This window comes from Bradyrhizobium sp. (assembly GCF_052389815.1).
Taxonomy (GTDB): Bacteria; Pseudomonadota; Alphaproteobacteria; order Rhizobiales; family Xanthobacteraceae; genus Bradyrhizobium.
Map to the genome: position 1 here is coordinate 15,089 of NZ_JBQTHN010000199.1, position 17,854 is coordinate 32,942.

Annotated in this window: 14 protein-coding genes; 6 read left to right on the forward strand and 8 right to left on the reverse strand. The window is 65.1% G+C overall.

All coding sequences use genetic code 11. The annotated features are described in order from the left end of the window. Nucleotides 1–28 precede the first annotated feature (28 nt). From ACT4OC_RS27855 to ACT4OC_RS27885, 7 genes are all read right to left on the reverse strand, one after another. A complete protein-coding gene (locus ACT4OC_RS27855; protein ID WP_444842270.1) occupies nucleotides 29–739 on the reverse strand; it encodes a DUF1028 domain-containing protein in 711 nt (236 codons plus the stop codon). Between the two features lie 4 nt (nucleotides 740–743). Beyond that, nucleotides 744–2,549 (reverse strand): gamma-glutamyltransferase family protein, encoded by a 1,806-nt coding sequence (locus tag ACT4OC_RS27860; protein ID WP_444842271.1) that lies wholly within the window; start codon nucleotides 2,547–2,549, stop codon nucleotides 744–746. Nucleotides 2,550–2,654: 105 nt separating this feature from the next. After that, nucleotides 2,655–3,638 (reverse strand): ABC transporter ATP-binding protein, encoded by a 984-nt coding sequence (locus ACT4OC_RS27865; protein WP_444842272.1) that lies wholly within the window; start codon nucleotides 3,636–3,638, stop codon nucleotides 2,655–2,657. Further along, a complete protein-coding gene (locus tag ACT4OC_RS27870) occupies nucleotides 3,635–4,621 on the reverse strand; it encodes an ABC transporter ATP-binding protein (RefSeq protein WP_444842273.1) in 987 nt (328 codons plus the stop codon). The genes ACT4OC_RS27865 and ACT4OC_RS27870 overlap by 4 nt, the downstream gene beginning before the upstream one ends. Then, a complete protein-coding gene (locus ACT4OC_RS27875) occupies nucleotides 4,618–5,586 on the reverse strand; it encodes an ABC transporter permease (RefSeq protein WP_444842274.1) in 969 nt (322 codons plus the stop codon). Before ACT4OC_RS27875 ends, ACT4OC_RS27870 begins: the two co-directional genes overlap by 4 nt. A 12-nt stretch (nucleotides 5,587–5,598) precedes the next feature. Next, entirely contained in the window at nucleotides 5,599–6,579 is a 981-nt protein-coding gene (locus tag ACT4OC_RS27880; protein WP_444842275.1) for an ABC transporter permease, read from the reverse strand. Nucleotides 6,580–6,678: 99 nt separating this feature from the next. Next, nucleotides 6,679–8,274 carry an ABC transporter substrate-binding protein gene (locus ACT4OC_RS27885; RefSeq protein WP_444842276.1) on the reverse strand — a complete coding sequence of 532 codons (1,596 nt, stop codon included), beginning with the start codon at nucleotides 8,272–8,274 and terminating at the stop codon, nucleotides 6,679–6,681. Nucleotides 8,275–8,465: 191 nt separating this feature from the next. On the opposite strand from ACT4OC_RS27885, the gene ACT4OC_RS27890 reads away from it, so the two are divergent. The 6 genes from ACT4OC_RS27890 (at nucleotide 8,466) to ACT4OC_RS27915 (ending at nucleotide 16,886) form a co-directional block, all read left to right on the forward strand. After that, nucleotides 8,466–9,719 (forward strand): NAD(P)/FAD-dependent oxidoreductase, encoded by a 1,254-nt coding sequence (locus tag ACT4OC_RS27890; RefSeq protein WP_444842277.1) that lies wholly within the window; start codon nucleotides 8,466–8,468, stop codon nucleotides 9,717–9,719. A gap of 126 nt (nucleotides 9,720–9,845) precedes the next feature. Next, nucleotides 9,846–10,097 (forward strand): DUF6489 family protein, encoded by a 252-nt coding sequence (locus ACT4OC_RS27895; RefSeq protein WP_444842278.1) that lies wholly within the window; start codon nucleotides 9,846–9,848, stop codon nucleotides 10,095–10,097. A gap of 59 nt (nucleotides 10,098–10,156) precedes the next feature. Further along, a complete protein-coding gene (locus ACT4OC_RS27900) occupies nucleotides 10,157–10,891 on the forward strand; it encodes an alpha/beta hydrolase (protein ID WP_444842283.1) in 735 nt (244 codons plus the stop codon). 82 nt (nucleotides 10,892–10,973) lie between these two features. Next, entirely contained in the window at nucleotides 10,974–12,521 is a 1,548-nt protein-coding gene (locus ACT4OC_RS27905; protein ID WP_444842279.1) for a WS/DGAT/MGAT family O-acyltransferase, read from the forward strand. A gap of 10 nt (nucleotides 12,522–12,531) precedes the next feature. After that, nucleotides 12,532–13,527, forward strand: a complete 996-nt coding sequence (locus ACT4OC_RS27910; RefSeq protein ID WP_444842280.1) for an alpha/beta fold hydrolase — start codon at nucleotides 12,532–12,534, stop codon at nucleotides 13,525–13,527. A gap of 119 nt (nucleotides 13,528–13,646) precedes the next feature. Beyond that, complete coding sequence (locus tag ACT4OC_RS27915) at nucleotides 13,647–16,886, forward strand: bifunctional cytochrome P450/NADPH--P450 reductase (RefSeq protein WP_444842281.1); 3,240 nt, start codon at nucleotides 13,647–13,649, stop codon at nucleotides 16,884–16,886. A gap of 99 nt (nucleotides 16,887–16,985) precedes the next feature. On the opposite strand, the gene ACT4OC_RS27920 is transcribed toward ACT4OC_RS27915, so the two are convergent. After that, the gene (locus ACT4OC_RS27920) at nucleotides 16,986–17,852 is read right to left on the reverse strand and encodes an alpha/beta fold hydrolase (protein WP_444842282.1); all 867 of its coding nucleotides are present in this window, start codon (nucleotides 17,850–17,852) and stop codon (nucleotides 16,986–16,988) included. Nucleotides 17,853–17,854: the final 2 nt, after the last annotated feature.

Consider the following 17,854-nt stretch of genomic DNA (forward strand, 5'->3'; position numbering starts at 1 on the left):
CAGGACGCTCGCCTCGGCGGTGAGGTCGTCACGATTGGCTCGCGATAGCGGCCTGAACCGAGGCGTCGATGATGGCGCGGTCGGAGACACCAGCGGGATTCTTTCGCGTCGGCAGGAAGGGGCGGAAATGCACCCAGCGCTCGCGGCTGACTTGCTCGAGCCGCGCGAGTTCGGCGAGCGGATCGGCGTGGTCGTCGACGCGCAGATCGAGGTTGGGCCACTCCTCCTCGCCATGGATCAAGAGCGCCGCCGACTGCTTGCCGCGCTTGTCGCCGCCGGCCGCTTCGCCGGCCTTCATCGCAGCGATCAGACGCTGGGCGAAGGGGAGCTTGTCGTTCGCCGCAAAGGCCCTCGCGGTGTCGTCGAGCACTTGCCGGCCGGCAAGCATGTTGCCGGCGATGGAGAATCCTGCACCTTCGACATGCCCGCACCAGTCGACGCATTCGCTTCCCGTGTAGGCAGCAATGCGACCGCTGGCATCCATGATGTGCAGCTGCCGGCTCTCGCGGCCGTCATCGGCCGCAATCAGCGTCGCGATGATCTCGTGGGAGGATTTGCCCTCGCGCAGCAGCTTGACGCCGTCGATGCCGTAATAGGGATTGACCAGCGCCTGCGTGGCTACGCCACCAAGCATTGGCGCAATATGCGGCACGAGCGATCCGACGGCGAAGAACCTGGTCGCGATCGCGATGCCGATCTGGCCGGTTGGGGGATCGCGGGCGATGATCGACCAGGTCATCTCGCTAGCGTCCGGCTGCGTAGCCCTGCATGCCCCGCGGATTGGCGGCGGCGCGGCGGCGCGGGCCGACCTTGGAGGCGGCGGTGAGGCGGCCTTCCGACCAGTCGGGGCCGGTCTCGACGATATGCCCACGCCGCGTGAGCTCGTCGACGGTCGCCTTGGGGACGCGATTCTCGACCACCAGCACGCCGGGGCGCGCGGTGCGCGGCCAGAACGAGATCGGGAAATGCTCGGTGTGCCAGGCCGGCGCGTCGATCGCTTCCTGCAGATTCAGCTTGGCATGAACGTGGCGCAGGAAGAATTGCGTGATCCACTGGTCCTGCTGGTCTCCGCCCGGAGAACCCCAGGCGAGATACGGCTCGCCGTCGCGCAGCGCCATGGTCGGCGACAGCGTCGTGCGCGGACGCTTTCCGGGCGCGAGCGAGGCGGGGTGGTTTTCCTCGAGCCAGAACATCTGCGCCCGGCTGCCGAGGCAAAAGCCGATCTCGGGAACGACCGGCGAGGATTGCAGCCAGCCGCCGGAGGGCGTCGAGGAGATCATGTTGCCGGCCTTGTCGATGATGTCGAAATGCACGGTGTCGCCGCGCACCTCGCCGAAACGGCCGACGGTCGGCTCGCCCGCGCCCATGGCACCGACGGCCTCGCGATGGCCTTCGGCGCGGCGCAGTTTCACGACAGCGCCGAAGCCTTCGACCGAGCCCGGGGTGAAATCGAGCGAAGCCTTGTCTCTGGAGACCAGCTTGCGCCGCTCGTCGTTATAGGCGTCCGACAGCAGCGTCGCGATCGGGATGTCGTTGAACTTGGGGTCGCCGTAGAATTTCTCGCGGTCGGCATAGGCGAGCTTGGCGCATTCGACCTGGAGATGGATGAAGTCGGGGCCGGTCGGATCGAGCCCGTCGAGATCGAAACCTTTCAGCAGCGCCAGCTGTTGCAGCATCACTGGACCCTGGCTCCAGGCGCCGGCCTTGCAGACAGTGTAGCGGCCGTAATCGTAGGTCAGCGGCGCCTCGACCGTCGGCTGCCAGCGCGCCATGTCATCGGCCGAGAGCACGCCGCGATGCGGGGAGCCGGAGACGTCCATCACCTCGTGGGTGCGGCAGAACTTGTCGATCGCCTCCGCAACGAAGCCCTGAGACCATGCCTTTCGCGCGCGTTCGATCTGTGCATCGCGATTGCTGCCGGCACTCTCGGCTTCCTTCAGGATGCGGGCGTAGGTCTCGGAGAGCGTTTTGTTGGTGAAGATGGTGCCGGGCTTCGGAACTTCGCCGTTCGGCAGATAGACGGCCGCGGAGGTGGGCCAGTGCTTGCGGAACAGTTGCTCGACCGTCTGGATCGTTGCCGACGCGCGTTCGACCAGCGGGTAGCCGTTGGCGGCATAGGCAATCGCGGGCTCGAGGACGTCGCGCAGTCTGAGCGTGCCGTAGTCGCGCAGCAGCAGCATCCAGGATTCGAACGTGCCGGGCACGCAGGCCGCCAGCAGGCCGGTGCCCGGCACCATGTCGAGGCCTTCGCTGCAGTAATGCGCGATGGTCGCTTTCGCAGGTGCCGGGCCCTGGCCGCAGATCACCTCGGTGTTGCCGCGCCTGACATCGTGCACGATGATCGGCACGTCGCCGCCGGGGCCGTTGAGGTGCGGCTCGACCACCTGCAAGGTGAAGGCGGTGGCAACGCCGGCGTCGAAGGCGTTGCCGCCTTTCTCGAGGGTCGCCATCCCGACCGCTGTCGCGATCCAGTGCGTCGATGTCACGACGCCGAACAATCCCTCGATCTCGGGCCGGGTCGTGAACGGATCGGGATTGATGTTGCTCATGGCAATGGACCCCTTGTTATTGGCCGCGGCAGGCGATGCGCAATTGAGCACAGGAGGGACGGGCTGCCAACGGGCATGCCGGTGGGCGTCCAGCCGGACCTTCGATCAGGCCGGCGCGGGGGCGGTATTGACGGCGTGGCAGGCCACGCCATCGATCAACAACGGCGCTTCCCGCCGGCAGAGGTCGAAGGCGAGGGGACAACGCGGGTTGAAGGCGCAGCCGGGTGGCGGGTCGATCGGATTGGGGATCTCGCCCTTCACCGGAATGCGCTGCCGGCCGGACATCGCGAGGTCCGGAACGGCGCCGAGCAGCATCTTGGTGTAGGGCATGCGGGGCGTGGCGAACATCTGGCGCCCTTCCGCGATCTCGACAATGCGGCCGAGATACATCACGCCGATCCGGGTCGCCATGTGGCGGACCACGGCGAGGTTGTGGCTGATGAAGAGATAGGTGAGGCCGAACTTGTCCTGCAGGTCGCGCATCAGATTGAGGATCTGCGCCTGCACGGAAACGTCGAGCGCCGAGGTCGGCTCGGCGCAGACGATGAATTCGGCATTGGAGGCGAGCGCGCGCGCGATCGCGATGCGCTGGCGCTGGCCGCCGGAGAATTCGTGCGGGTACTTCAAGCCGTCGTCGGGATGCAGGCCGACGAGGCCAAGCAGCTCGCCGACGCGCGCCCTGATGTCGCGCTCGCCCTGGATCAGGTCGAAGGCGCGGATCGGCTCGGCAATGATGGCATCGACCCGGAAGCGCGGGTTGAGGCTCGCATACGGGTCCTGAAAGATCATCTGGATGCGGCGCCGCAGTCGCTGCCGCGCCTGCGCCTGCTTCGGGTTGGTCATCGACACGCCGTCGATCACCACCTCGCCGGAGCTCGGCGGCAGGAGGCCAACGACCATGCGTGCCACCGTGGTTTTGCCCGAACCGGACTCGCCGACCAGCGCAAAGGTCTCGCCGCGCTTGATGTCGAAGGTGACGCCATCGACCGCCTTGAGGAATTCGAGTTGGCCGCCTTCCAGCACGCGGTTGAGCCACGGTTTCGAGACGTCGAAGACGCGGCGCAGGTTTCTGACGTCGACGTAGCTCATGCCGCGCTGTCCTTGGCCGAGGCGTCATAGAGATGGCAGGCGACCGACTGCGCGCCATGGCGGATCGGCTCGGGCCGCTCGACGCGGCAGCGGTCGAAGGCAAAGCCGCAGCGCGGATTGAAGGAGCAGCCGGGTGGGATGGCCGACAGCCGCGGCATCGAGCCCGGGATCTGCACCAGCCGCTTGTCTTCGCCTGCAAGCGTCGGGATCGCGCCCATCAGGCCCTTGGCGTAGGGGTGCAGCGGATTGCGCACGACGTCCTGCACCGGGCCGATCTCGGCGATGCGGCCGGAATACATCACGGCGACGCGGTCGGAAGTCTCCGCGATCACGCCCATGTCGTGCGTCACCAGCATCACCGCGGTGCCGTGGTCGCGACCGAGCCGCTTGATCAGCGAGATGATCTGCGCCTGCACGGAGACGTCGAGCGCGGTGGTCGGCTCGTCGGCGATGATCAGCTCCGGCTCGGCGCAGATCGCCAGCGCAATGACGACGCGCTGGCGCATGCCGCCGGAGAATTCGTGCGGATAGGCGTCGATGCGCTTCTCGGGAGCGGGAATGCCGACCTCGGCCAACAAGTCGATGGCGCGCTTGCGCGCAGCCTGCTCCGACAGGCTCAAGTGGGTGCGGATGGTCTCCACGATCTGCTCGCCGACCCGGTAGAGCGGATTGAGGCTGGTCAGCGGATCCTGAAAGATCATGCCGATGCGCTTGCCGCGGATGCGGCGCATCTCCTCCGGCGGCAGATCGTCGATCCGCGCGCCCGCGAGCAGGATCTCGCCGCCGGAGATGCGGCCGGGCGGGTCGATCAGCCCGATCGCGGCCAGCCCCGTGACGGATTTGCCGGCGCCGGATTCGCCGACCACGCCCAGCACCTCGCCCTTGGCGATGTCGAAGGAGACGCCGTCGATGGCGCGCAGCGTGCCGCGGCGGGTAACGAACTCCACCTGCAGGTTGCGGACGGAAAGGACGGGTACGGTCATCGCAGTTTCGGATTGAGCGCGTCGCGCAGCCAGTCGCCGAGCAGATTGATGGAAAGGATCAGTCCGGCGAGCGCAATGCCGGGGAAGGCGACGATCCACCACTCGCCGGCGAACAGATAGTTGTTGCCGATGCGGATCAGCGTGCCGAGCGAGGGCATGGTTTCGGACATGCCCGTGCCGAGGAACGACAACGTCGCCTCGGTGAGGATGGCGAGTGCCAGGTTGATGGTTGCGATCACCAGCACAGGTCCCATCGCATTGGGCAGCACATGACGCAGCATGATCTTCGGTGCCGGCAGCCCGATCAATTGCGCAGCGGCAACGTAGTCCTTGCTCTTCTCGACCATGACCGAGCCGCGCACGGTGCGGGCATATTGCACCCAGAAGCTGAAGCCGATGGCGAGGACCAGCACGACCAGCATGCTCATGGGATCTAGCTTGTTGCCGAACATGGACTTGGCGATGCCGTTGACCATGAGCGCGATCAGGATGGCCGGGAAAGTCAGCTGCACGTCGGCGATGCGCATGATCACGCTGTCCACGGCGCCGCCGATATAGCCTGCGATCAGCCCGAGGGTGATGCCGATCGTGGCTGCAAGCAGCGTGCCGAGCACGCCGACGGTGAGTGAAATGCGCAGTCCATAGAGGATGGCGGAAAGCACGTCGCGGCCCTGCTCATCGGTGCCGAGCAGGAACGGGCTTTGGCCGTCGGCGGTCCAGAGCGGGGAGATCCGCGAGTTCATCAGCTGCAGCTGTGCCGGGTCGAACGGGTTCTGCACTGACAGCAGCGGAGCAAAGATCGCGAGCAGGAAGAACAACGCCGTGACCACCGCGGCTATCATCGTCATCCGCGAGCGGCGGAAGGAATAGAAGATGTCGCTGTCGACGGCGCGGCGGATTAAGCTTGTGCCGCGCCCCGCGGCGGTTGCGGCTTCGGCGGGGCGGGGGACGGCGGCGTCGGTCATCGGCAATCCCGGTCAGTGCGCGCGGCTGATGGTCGAGCGCAGGCGCGGATCGACGATGGTGTAGAGGATATCGACCACCAGGTTGATGGTGACGAAGATCAGCGACACCGTCAGCAAATAGGCCGCCATGATCGGAATATCCACGGTTTGTATGGCCTGCACGAACATCAACCCCATGCCGGGCCACTGGAACACGGTCTCGGTGACAATCGAAAATGCAATAACCGTTCCAAACTGCAAGCCCACCACGGTGATGACGGGCACAAGCGTGTTCTTCAGTGCATGGCCGAAATGGATAGCGCGCGTAGTGAGGCCACGGGCGCGGGCAAACCGGATATAATCGGTGCGCAGCACTTCCAGCATCTCAGCGCGCACCAGCCGCATGATCAGCGTCATCTGGAACAGGCCGAGCGTGACGGCCGGCATGATGATCGCCTTCAGTCCGGATACGGTGAGGAGGCCCGTGCTCCACCAGCCGAGCTTGACCACCTCGCCGCGGCCGAACGAAGGCAGCCAGCCGAGCGTCACCGCAAACAGATAGATCAGCAGGATGCCGATCAGGAAGGTCGGCAGCGATATCCCGATCAGGGAAACTGCCTGGAAGACCTTTGCAAGCCAGGTGTCGCGCTTGAGCGCGGTATAGACACCCATCAGGATGCCGAACAGCATGGCGAAGGCGGTCGCGCATGTCGCCAGCTCTAGAGTCGCCGGCATCCGCTCCGCAAGCAGCGTCGAGACTGGCTGGCGGAACTGATAGGAGATGCCGAACTTGAACTGCACGGCATTGCCGAAATAGCGCGCGAACTGCACGAGGACGGGGTCGTCGAGACCGAGCGACTTGCGTACCTGCTCGCGTTCGGCGGCAGGCGTATCGATCCCGACCATCTGGTTCACCGGATCGCCCGCGAAGCGGAACATCGAGAAGGCGATAACCCCCACTGCGAGCATCACGCCGATGGCTTGCAGGGCGCGGCGAAGAGTGAAAGCGAGCATCCTGTTCTTTCACGTTCCTCAGGAACGTCGACCTGGCTTCAGACCCGAAACGAAAGGTCCCGGAAGCTCGATGCCGCCGGGACCCATCCTGAAGCTGTCCTACTCCCCGATCCTGGCCCAGTAAAGCAGGACCTGGTTGTCGGCGCGCTGCACCAGTTTCACTTTCTTCGAGACGCCCCAGGCAAGAGCCTGCTGGTGCAGCGGGATATAACCGAAATCCTTCTGCTGAATCTCGAAGGCCTGCTTGATCATCTGGTCGCGCTTGGCGGTATCCGATTCCACGAGAATCTTGTCGGCAAGCTCGTCGAGCTTCTTGCTGCAGTATCCGCCGAGGTTGGCCTCGCCGCGCGCCACCTTCGGATCGTCGCGGCAGCCCATGATGTCGTAGAGCACGTTGTGGGCGTCCGAGGTGCCGGGCGTCCAGCCCAGCAGGTAGAATGAGGTCTGGTATCCGCCGGCCTTCAGCACCTTGGCGAAGTACTGCTGCTTCGGCTGCGCCAGCAGGTTCACCTTGATGCCGATGCGGGCAAGCATGCCGACGACGGCCTGACAGATCGCGGCGTCATTGACGTAGCGGTCATTCGGACAGTCCATCGTGACCTCGAAGCCGTCGGGATAGCCGGCGTCGGCCAGCAGCTTCTTGGCGCCGTCGGGATCGAGCTTCGGCCTGGTGAATTCGCCGGAAAGCTTGAACAGCTGCGGTGCGATCATCAGCGCCGAGGGGGTCGACATGCCGCGCATCACGCGCGTCTTGATCAACTCGACATCGACCGCCTTGAAGATGGCTTCGCGTACCCGAACGTCCTTGAACGGATTCTTGCCCTTGACGCTGGAAAAAAGCAGTTCGTCGCGAACCTGGTCCATGCTGAGGAAAATGGTCCGGATTTCCGGACCCTTGAGCACCTGGGCGTTCGGGCTTCCATCGACGCGCGCGATGTCCTGCAGCGGGACCGGCTCGATGACGTCGACCTCACCCGACAGCAAGGCCGCCACGCGGGTGGCGTCGGAACTGATCGGGGTGAAGACGATTTCCTTCAGATTGTGCTCGGGCTTGCGCCACCAGTTCGGGTTCGCCTTGAACACGGTCTTCACGCCGGGCTGGTGGCTTTCGATGGTGAACGGGCCGGTGCCGTTGGCATTGAGCGAGGCGAAGCTCGGAGTGGTCGCCGCCTGCGGCGTCGGGGCCGTTGCGTTGTTTGCTTCGGCCCACTCCTTGTCCATGATGTACCAGGTATCCCATTGCGAATTCAGAATGGGATTTGGCGAACTCAGGATAACGTCGACGGTATGGTCGTCGATCTTGACCACCTTGGCGTCCTTGGCGAGGCGCGTCTGCAGGTTGGAGCCGGTGGCACGGACACGGTCGGCCGAGAACACGACATCGTCGGCGGTAAAGGGATTGCCGTTGTGGAATTTCACGCCCTTGCGCAGATGAAAGCGCCAGCGGGTCGGCTCCGGCGTTTCCCAGCGTTCCGCAAGGCCGGGAATCAACTTCAGATCCTTGTCACGTGCGATCAGGCCCTCATAGACGTGGCCGAGATGTGCGTGGGTGGTGGATTCGTTGAGCGTATAGGGATCGAGCGACTTGAGGTCGCCCTGGTTGGCGTAGCGTAGCGTCTGACCCGATGCCGGCATCGTCGCAAAAGCGACGGCGGAAGCGACGGTCACTGCACGCAAGGCATGACGTACCGACATTTGTTTTTGTTCTCCCCTGAGGACCCGACCTGACGCCGACCGGCAGCCGATTACCGATCCATGTTGCCAGAGTTTGAGCGGCGCGCAAGCTGGTTTCGCGGGCGAAAGCCGCCGGTTTGCGCGGCACTGCCGCAATGTCTAACTTCAGGCCGAAAACGCGGTCGAACTACATTGAACTTTCGGAGTGTTGCATGCCGGAACTGAAGGCCGACGTCGTTGTGTTGGGGGCGGGGATGGTCGGCGTCGGTGCTGCCCTGCATCTGCAACAGCGCGGGCGGGACGTCATGCTGGTGGATCGCCACGGCGCCGCCGGGGAGGAGACGAGCTACGGCAATGCCGGGCTGATCGAATGCGCTTCCGTCTTTCCCTATATGTTCCCGCGGGAGTTCGGGCAGCTGTTGAAATACGCCCTGAACCGGAGCCCGCATGTGCATTACCGGCTGGTGGATCTGCCGGAGTTCCTGCCCTGGTTGTTGCGCTATTATCTGGCGTCCTCGCCTGAGCGCGCACTGCAGAGCGCCATGGCCGAGCTGCCGCTGATCCGCCGCAGCCTGATCGAGCATGAAGCGCTGATGGCGGAAGCGGGCGTTCCGGATCTGCTGAAGCGGAACGGCTGGCTGAAACTGTTTCGCTCGCAGGCGACCCTTGGCCATGCGGCAGGCGAATTCGAGCGGGCCAAGAAATATGGCGTCACCGGCGACGTGCTCGACGCCAAGGGGATCGCCGCGCTCGAGCCAAATCTCAGCGGCGATTTTGCCGGCGCGGTGTTTCTGCCGACGCCCGGCTTCGTTCCCGATCCCGGCGGGCTGGCCAAGGCCTATGCCGCGCTGTTCGGCCGCAAGGGCGGCCGCTTCGTCGTCGGCGATGCGCGCACGCTGGAACAGTCCGGAGCGCGCTGGCATCTGTCGACCGAGGAGGGCTCTGTCACCGCGCGCGAGGTCGTGGTGGCGATGGGGCCGTGGTCGGACCAGGTGTTCAAGCCGCTCGGTTATTCCATCCCACTCAACGTCAAGCGCGGCTACCATCTGCACCTCAAGCCGCGTGGCAATGCCGTGCTCAACCGCTGTGTGCTGGATGCCGACCAGGGGTTCGTGCTGGCGCCAATGAACCGGGGCATCCGCCTCACGACGCCGGTCGAATTCGCCAACCGCGATGCCCCGCCGAATTTCGGCCAGGTCGAACGGGCGCTGCCCAAGGCGCACAAGCTGTTCCCGCTTGGCGAGCCGGTCGAGGCCCAGCCGTGGAAGGGCGCGCGGCCGTGCCTGCCGGACATGCTGCCGGTGATCGGCCGTGCGCCGCGCCATGGCGGGCTTTGGTTCGATTTCGGCCACCAGCACCATGGTTTTACGCTGGGGCCGGCAACCGGGCGCCTGCTGGCGGAAATGATGACCGGGGAAACCCCTTTCGCCGATCCCGCGCCCTTTGCCGTGGAACGGTTCGGTTGACCATATCCGGCGACGGCCGCCTCCTGCGGTTTCCGGGCTGCTTGCGTCGCGATGCCTGTCGCGGCGATACTGGCCTGGGCACTGACCTGGGCACTATCTTGGGCGCTGACTCGGCTAGGAGCGGACATGAAGGTTAACATCGAGATCGATTGCACGCCGGTCGAGGCGCGCCAGTTCTTCGGCCTGCCGGATGTCGTGCCGATGCAGACGGCGATGATGGACAAGATGCAGCAGCAGATGATGTCCAATCTCGACAAGATCTCGCCGGAGTCGCTGATCCAGACCTGGTTCAGTTTCGATCCGAAAATCGCCGAGCGCTTCCAGGATATGTTCGTGGCGATGGCCGGTCTCGGCTCGCCGAAGAAGGACAAGAAATAGTGGCCGTGACAGGGGCAGACGAACCGGCAGATGGGCTTCGTCCGCCGAGCTGGCTCCTGATGCTGGCCGAGCCGCGGGCGCTGTTCGAATTCAATTCCAGCCTGTTGCTGTCGCCGCTGTTGATGCAGGCGCCGCGCGGGGACGGACATCCCGTGCTGACGTTGCCGGGTTTTCTGGCGAGCGACCTCTCGATGGCGCCGATGCGGCGCTATCTTAAGGAGCTTGGCTACGAGGCCCATGCCTGGAACATGGGACGCAATCTCGGCGGCGTATACGGCAAGCGGCAAGCGCTGCGCGAATTGCTGACGGGCATCTATGAGTCCGCCGGACGCAAGGTCAGCATCGTCGGATGGAGCCTGGGCGGCGTCTACGCCCGCGACCTCGCGCTGCAAGCGCCCGACATGGTTCGCTGCGTCATCACGCTCGGCAGTCCCTTTGCCAACGACATTCGCGCCACCAACGCGACGCGGCTCTACGAACTGGTGTCGGGCGAGGGGGTGGACGACGTCCCCGGTCTGCGCGAGGCGATTGCCGGCGATCTGCCGGTGCCGGCCACCTCGATCTATTCGCGCACCGACGGGATCGTCAACTGGCGCACCAGCCTGCTGCGGCCATCGGCTACCGCCGAGAATATCGAGGTGCATCTGGCCAGCCATATCGGGCTCGGCGTCAACCCTGCGGCCCTCTGGGCCGTGGCCGACCGCCTGGCGCAGGGCGAGGGACAATTCCGCCATTTTGACCGTTCGGGGCCGTTTGCCATTGCCTACGCGCCCCCGGAAAATGCACAATCCTGACAAATTGCCCCGGCCCACGGGGACTGTCTGAACGCAAGAAGCGCCGCCAGGGCGCCGCGTCGTACTCTTCGGGAGGAAACCTATGGCTGACGCCAAGAAACTGTCTTCGCTGGACGCGTCGTTCCTGTATCTGGAGACGCCGGAAATGCCGATGCATGTCGGCAGCATGGCGATCTTCCGCCTGCCCGAAGATTACAAGGGCGACTTTTTCGAAGAATTCAAGGCGATGATCGCCTCGCGCCTGCACATCGCGCCGATCCTCAAGGCGCGGCTGGAGAAGGCGCCGCTCGATATCGATCATCCTTCCTGGGTCGAGGACGACCAGTTCGACATCGACCGCCACATCTTCCGTGCCAGCCTGCCGGCGCCGCGCGACCGCGCCACGCTGGAGCGCATCGTCGGCTGGATGCACGCCAAGTTGCTCAACCGCGCCCGCCCGCTCTGGGAGTTCTATGTCTTCGAGGGCATGAAGGACAACGAGATCGGGCTTTACTCCAAGATGCACCATGCCTGCATCGACGGCGGTGCGGGCGCCGCCCTCACCAGCATGATCTATGACGTCACGCCGGTGCCGCGCGAGGTGGAGCCGCCGACGGCGCGCAAGGTGGCGCAGGAGCCGCGCGACATCGCCGCCAATCTGATCGATTCCTATCAGGCGCTCTGGACGCAGCCGTTCGATCCGTCCACCGCGCCGAAGAGCCTGGAGCTGCCGCGCACGGGCAAGAGCGACCTCGGATCGATCCTGTTCGACAACGCCATGTTCCAGATCGAGACCGCGGTGAAGTTTGCCAGCTCCGTGCCCATGATGCTGAAGAGCCTGTCCGACGTGGTCGGCAAGATTTCCGATCCCAAGTCGCGCGATAGCCTCGCCAGCATGGCCTCGCCGCCGACGATATTGAACAAGTCGATTTCGTCGGAGCGCAGCTTTGCCGGCGTCTCGATCTCGCTGTCGCGGGCCAAGGCGCTGGCGAAGGCATCCGGCGGCAAGCTCAATGACGTCGTGCTGGCGCTGTCTTCGGGCGTGTTGCGGCGCTATCTGATCAGCCAGGGCGGTTTGCCGAACAAGTCGCTGACCGCGGCGGTGCCGATCTCGCTGCGCGAGGAGGGCAATGCCGACGCCAACAACCAGGTGTTCGGCATGATCTGCTCGATCGCCACCAATGTTGACGACCCCAAGACGCGGCTGGAGACCATCATCGCGCAATCGACCAAGTCGAAGGAGATGTCGCATCCGCTCCGCGCGCTGATGCCGCAGGTTTCCAACCTTTCGATGCTCGGCGCGCCGATCGTCACGCAAATCCTCGCGCTGCTCTACAGCCGCTCCAACCTGTCCGACGTGCTGCCGCCGGCGGCGAACGTCACCGTCTCCAATGTGCCCGGGCCGCGGCAGACGCTGTATGCGGCCGGCGCCGAGCTGCTGCACATCTTCCCGGTGTCGATCTCGACGCATGGCATCGCGCTCAACATCACCGTGCAGAGCTATCGCGACCAGCTCGATTTCGGCTTCATCGCGGGCGCCAACATCATTCCGCATGTGCAAATTCTCTGCGACATGCTGCCGGAAGAGTTCGATGCGCTCGAGGCGGCGTATGCGCCGCCGCCTTCCGAGATCCGGGGCGCGGCCGAGTAGGGTTCTGCAGATGATTGAAATGCCGCCGCTTCAGTTCGCCCAGGTGAACGGAATCCGCATGGGCTACTACGAAGCCGGGCCCAGGACCGACAAGCCGCCGATGGTGTTGTGTCATGGCTGGCCCGAGCTCGCCTTTTCCTGGCGACACCAGATCAAGGCCTTGAGCGAGGCCGGTATCCGCGTGATCGCACCGGACCAGCGCGGCTACGGGTCGAGCGACCGGCCTGAGCCGGTCGAGGACTACGACATGGAGCATCTGACCGGCGATCTCGTCGGCCTGCTCGATCACCTGAACATCGACAAGGCGATCTTCGTCGGCCACGACTGGGGCGGTTTCGTTGTCTGGCAGATGCCGCTGCGCCATCCCGACCGCGTCGCCGGCGTGGTCGGGGTCAACACGCCGCATTATGACCGCGCGCCGATGGATCCGATCGAGTTGTTCCGCCAGCGCTTCGGCGACAAGATGTACATCGTCCAGTTCCAGGATCCCGCGCGCGAGCCTGACAGGATCTTCGGCAGCCGGGTCGAGCAGACCTTTGACGCATTCATGCGCAAGCCTGCGCCGCGTCCCCCGACTGCACCGGAAGAAAAGCTGGTGGCCGGTGTCGGCGCTTCGCCGCGCGTCAATCTTGCGTTTCCGCAGATGATAGCGAATTACGACGCGGCGCACGATCCGCGCACGCCGATCCTGTCGCCGGACGAGAAGAAGGTGTTTGTCGACACTTTCACCAGGACCGGCTTTACCGGTGGCATCAACTGGTATCGCAATTTCTCCCGCAACTGGCAGCGCGCCGAGGGACTGGATCATAATGTGCGCGTGCCCTCGCTGATGATCATGGCGGAGAACGATGCGGTGCTGCCGCCGTCGGCGGCCGATGGGATGGAGAGGCTGGTCCCGGACCTCGAGAAGTATCTCGTCAGAGATAGCGGCCATTGGACGCAGCAGGAGAAGCCGGAAGAGGTCAGCGCCAAGCTGATCGAGTGGCGTAGGAAAAGGTTTGGTTGACACTCGTCATTGCGAGGAGCGTAGCGACGAAGCAATCCACGGCCACAAACGCAAAAGCTGGATTGCTTCGCTTCGCTCGCAATGACGGCAAGACATAAGCGGCAGGAGAATTTACGTCGATGGCGTCCCCCAACAAGTTGAGCCCGATTCCGCGTCCGCCGACCAAGCCGGTGGTCGGCAACATGCTGTCGCTGGATTCCAGCGCGCCGGTGCAGCACCTGGTGCGGCTCACCAAGGAATTCGGCCCGATCTATTGGCTCGACATGATGGGCGCGCCGCTCGTCATCGTCTCCGGCCACGATCTGATCGACGAGCTCTCCGACGAGAAGCGGTTCGACAAGGCGGTGCGCGGTGCGCTGCGCCGGGTGCGCGCGGTCGGCGGCGACGGCCTGTTCACGGCCGACACGTCAGAGCCGAACTGGAGCAAGGCGCACAACATCCTGCTGCAGCCGTTCGGCAACCGCGCCATGCAGTCCTACCACCCGAGCATGGTCGACATCGCCGAGCAGCTGGTGAAGAAGTGGGAGCGGCTCAACGCCGACGACGAGATCGAGGTCGTGCACGACATGACCGCGCTGACGCTCGACACCATCGGGCTGTGTGGCTTCGACTACCGCTTCAATTCGTTCTACCGCAGGGATTACCATCCCTTCGTGGAATCGCTGGTGCGTTCGCTGGAAACCATCATGATGACCCGCGGCCTGCCGCTGGAGAATCTGTGGATGCAGAAGCGGCGCCGCGACCTCGTCGCCGACGTCGCCTTCATGAACAAGATGGTCGACGAGATCATCGCCGAGCGCCGCAGGAGCACGGATGCGACCGAGGCCAAGAAAGACATGCTCGGCGCCATGATGACCGGCGTCGACCGCGCCACCGGCACGCAGCTCGACGACATCAACATCCGCTACCAGATCAACACGTTCCTGATCGCGGGCCACGAGACCACCAGCGGCCTGTTGTCCTGCACGATCTATGCGTTGCTGAAACACCCGGAGGTCCTCAGGAAAGCCTACGAGGAAGTGGATCGCGTGCTCGGCCCCGACATCAACGCGAAACCGACCTATCAGCAGGTGACGCAGCTCACCTACATCACGCAGATCCTGAAGGACGCGCTGCGAATGTGGCCGCCGGCGCCGGCCTACGGTATCGCGCCGCTGAAGGACGAGACCATCGGCGGCAAATACAAGCTGAAAAAGGGCACCTTCGTCACCGTGCTTGTCATGGCGCTGCACCGCGACCCCAGCGTCTGGGGTCCGAACCCCGACGTGTTCGATCCCGAGAATTTCTCGCCCGAGGCCGAGGCGAAGCGGCCGGTCAACGCCTGGAAGCCGTTCGGCAACGGCCAGCGCGCCTGCATCGGCCGCGGCTTTGCCATGCACGAGGCGGCGCTGGCGATCGGCATGATCCTGCAGCGCTTCAAGCTGATCGACGCGCATCGCTACCAGATGCATCTGAAGGAAACGCTGACCATCAAGCCGGACGGCTTCAGGATCAAGGTGCGCCCGAGAACCGATACCGATCGCGGCACCTTTGCCGGAACCAAGCCGGCGACGTCTGCCGGGGCCGCCGCGCCGCGGGCGCCGGCACGCACGCGGCCGGGCCACAACACGCCGCTGCTGGTGCTCTACGGCTCCAACCTCGGCACCGCCGAAGAGCTGGCGACGCGCGTTGCCGACCTCGCCGAGGTCAACGGCTTTGCGACGAAGCTCGGAGCGCTCGACGATCATGTCGGCAAGCTGCCGACCGAAGGCGGCGTGCTGATCTTCTGCGCCTCCTACAACGGCGCCGCACCCGACAACGCCACGCAGTTCGTCAAATGGCTCGGCAGCGGCGAGCTGCCGAAGGATGCCTTCGCCAAGGTGCGCTATGCCGTGTTCGGCTGCGGCAACAGCGACTGGGCTGCGACCTATCAATCCGTGCCGCGCCTGATCGACGAGCAGCTCAAGGCTCACGGCGGGCGCAGCGTCCATGAGCGCGGCGAGGGCGATGCGCGCAGCGATCTCGACGGCCAGTTCGAGAAATGGTTCGCCAGGCTGGCGCCGGCCGCAACCAGGGAGTTCGGCCTCGAAGAGAATTTCACCCGCAGCGCCGACGACGAGCCGCTCTACACTATCGAGCCCGTGGCGCCGACTGCGGTCAACGCCGTCGTCGCGCTCGGCGGCGTCTCGCCGATGAAGGTGCTGGTCAACGACGAACTGCAGAACAAGTCGGGCGCCGCTCCTTCAGAGCGTTCGACCCGGCATATCGAGGTGCAGCTGCCGGCGAGCCTGACCTACCGGGTCGGCGACCACCTGTCCGTGGTGCCGCGTAACGACCCGGCACTGGTCGATTCCGTGGCACGTCGCTTCGGCTTCCTGCCGGCGGACCAGATCCGGCTGCAGGCGGGCGAAGGCCGCCGCGCGCAACTGCCGGTCGGCGAGGTGGTCTCGGTCGGCCGGCTGCTCACCGAGTTCGTCGAGCTGCAGCAGGTCGCGACGCGCAAGCAGATCCAGATCATGTCGGAGCACACGCGTTGCCCGGTGACCAAGCCGAAGCTGCTCGCCTATATCGGCGACGACGACGCTTCGGCCGAGCTCTATCGCAGCGACGTACTGGCGAAGCGCAAGTCGGTGTTCGACCTGCTGGAGGAGTATCCGGCCTGCGAGCTGCCGTTCCATGCCTATCTGGAGATGCTGTCGCTGCTCGCGCCGCGCTACTACTCGATCTCGTCGTCGCCCTCGGGCGATCCGCAGCGCTGCAGCGTCACCGTCGGCGTGGTGCAGGCGCCCGCCAGCTCCGGACGCGGTATCTACAGGGGCGTCTGCTCGAACTTCCTGTCCGGCCGCCGGGTCGGCGACACCATTCAGGCCACCGTGCGCGAGACCAAGGCCGGCTTCCGCCTGCCGGACGATCCGTCGGTGCCGATCGTCATGATCGGCCCCGGCACGGGCCTCGCGCCGTTCCGCGGCTTCCTGCAGGAGCGTGCGGCGCGCAAAGTCGACGGCGCCAGGCTTGGCCCCGCCATGCTGTTCTTCGGCTGCCGCCACCCTGCGCAGGACTTCCTCTATGCCGACGAGCTGAAGGGCTTTGCCACTGAGGGCGTCAGCGAGCTCCACACCGCGTTTTCGCGCGGCGACGGGCCGAAGACCTATGTGCAGAACCTCATCGCGCAACAGAAGGACAGGGTCTGGAGCCTGATTGAGCAGGGCGCCGTCATCTTCGTCTGCGGCGACGGCAGCAAGATGGAGCCCGACGTCAAGGCGACGCTGATGTCGATCTACAGCGAGAGGACCGGTGGCAATGCCGAGGCGGCCTCGAAATGGATCGACGAGATGGGCACCAAGAACCGGTACGTGCTCGACGTCTGGGCGGGTGGGTAGCCGTCAAATCGTAGGGTGGGCAAAGGCGCGTCAGCGCCGTGCCCACCTTCAGTTACACCAGTGCAAGAGAGGTGGGCTTTGCCCACCCTACGATTCCAATCACGCCGCCTTCGCCGCCGCGCCCTCGGCATGCTCGGCGATCGCGCCGATGATCTGCGGCCAGAACCGCATCGGCAGCGCATGGCCCATGCCGTCGATCATCACGAGCTTCGCGCCGGGGATCGAGGCGGCGGTGTCCTTGCCGCCTTCGGGGCGCACCAGAGGATCGACCGTGCCGTGGATGACCAGCGTCGGCGCCTTCACCGCGCGCAGGCGTTCCTTGCGGCTGCCGGAGGCGAGAACGGCGCGCAGTTGCCGGCCGACGCCGGGCGGGTTGAGCCCGCGATCCCAGGTCCGCGCGGCGCGCGTGGGGTCGAGGGCTTCCTCCTCGGGGAAGGAGCCGGCGCGCAGGATCTTCCAGGTCTGGGCGTAGCGGGCGAAATACTCTTCCTTGCTCGCCGGCGGCGGCGCCATGAGCACGGCGGCGGCCTCGCGCGTCGGCGGCGGGATTTTGGGATTGCCGGTGGTCGACATGATCGAAGTGAGCGAACGCACCCGCTCCGGGAAAGTAATCGCGATTTCCTGCGCGATCATGCCGCCCATGGAGGCGCCGACGATGTGGGCGGAGCGGATGCGCAGATGGTCCATCAGCGCGACGGTGTCCTGCGCCATGTCGCGCAGTCTGTAGGGCGCGGCAACCGGAATCCGCAGGAAGCGCAGTTTCAAGAGCTCGATCAGGCTCAGCCGCTTGCCGCCGCTCATCTTGCTGGACTTGCCGATGTCGCGGTTGTCAAAGCGGATTACCCGGAAGCCGCGCCCGGCGACCTGCCGGCAAAAGTCGTCGTCCCAATGGATCATCTGGGCGCCGAGACCCATGATCAGGACGATCGGCTCGGCATTGGCGTCGCCGAAGATCTCGTGGCAGATCT

What these genes read in the sequence shown, in the direction of transcription:
- ACT4OC_RS27855 (WP_444842270.1), bottom strand. Translation starts at nt 739, where the DNA reads ATGACCTGGTCGATCATCGCCCGCGATCCCCCAACCGGCCAGATCGGC.
- ACT4OC_RS27860 (WP_444842271.1), bottom strand. Translation starts at nt 2,549, where the DNA reads ATGAGCAACATCAATCCCGATCCGTTCACGACCCGGCCCGAGATCGAG.
- ACT4OC_RS27865 (WP_444842272.1), bottom strand. Translation starts at nt 3,638, where the DNA reads ATGAGCTACGTCGACGTCAGAAACCTGCGCCGCGTCTTCGACGTCTCG.
- ACT4OC_RS27870 (WP_444842273.1), bottom strand. Translation starts at nt 4,621, where the DNA reads ATGACCGTACCCGTCCTTTCCGTCCGCAACCTGCAGGTGGAGTTCGTT.
- ACT4OC_RS27875 (WP_444842274.1), bottom strand. Translation starts at nt 5,586, where the DNA reads ATGACCGACGCCGCCGTCCCCCGCCCCGCCGAAGCCGCAACCGCCGCG.
- ACT4OC_RS27880 (WP_444842275.1), bottom strand. Translation starts at nt 6,579, where the DNA reads ATGCTCGCTTTCACTCTTCGCCGCGCCCTGCAAGCCATCGGCGTGATG.
- ACT4OC_RS27885 (WP_444842276.1), bottom strand. Translation starts at nt 8,274, where the DNA reads ATGTCGGTACGTCATGCCTTGCGTGCAGTGACCGTCGCTTCCGCCGTC.
- ACT4OC_RS27890 (WP_444842277.1), top strand. Translation starts at nt 8,466, where the DNA reads ATGCCGGAACTGAAGGCCGACGTCGTTGTGTTGGGGGCGGGGATGGTC.
- ACT4OC_RS27895 (WP_444842278.1), top strand. Translation starts at nt 9,846, where the DNA reads ATGAAGGTTAACATCGAGATCGATTGCACGCCGGTCGAGGCGCGCCAG.
- ACT4OC_RS27900 (WP_444842283.1), top strand. Translation starts at nt 10,157, where the DNA reads ATGCTGGCCGAGCCGCGGGCGCTGTTCGAATTCAATTCCAGCCTGTTG.
- ACT4OC_RS27905 (WP_444842279.1), top strand. Translation starts at nt 10,974, where the DNA reads ATGGCTGACGCCAAGAAACTGTCTTCGCTGGACGCGTCGTTCCTGTAT.
- ACT4OC_RS27910 (WP_444842280.1), top strand. Translation starts at nt 12,532, where the DNA reads ATGATTGAAATGCCGCCGCTTCAGTTCGCCCAGGTGAACGGAATCCGC.
- ACT4OC_RS27915 (WP_444842281.1), top strand. Translation starts at nt 13,647, where the DNA reads ATGGCGTCCCCCAACAAGTTGAGCCCGATTCCGCGTCCGCCGACCAAG.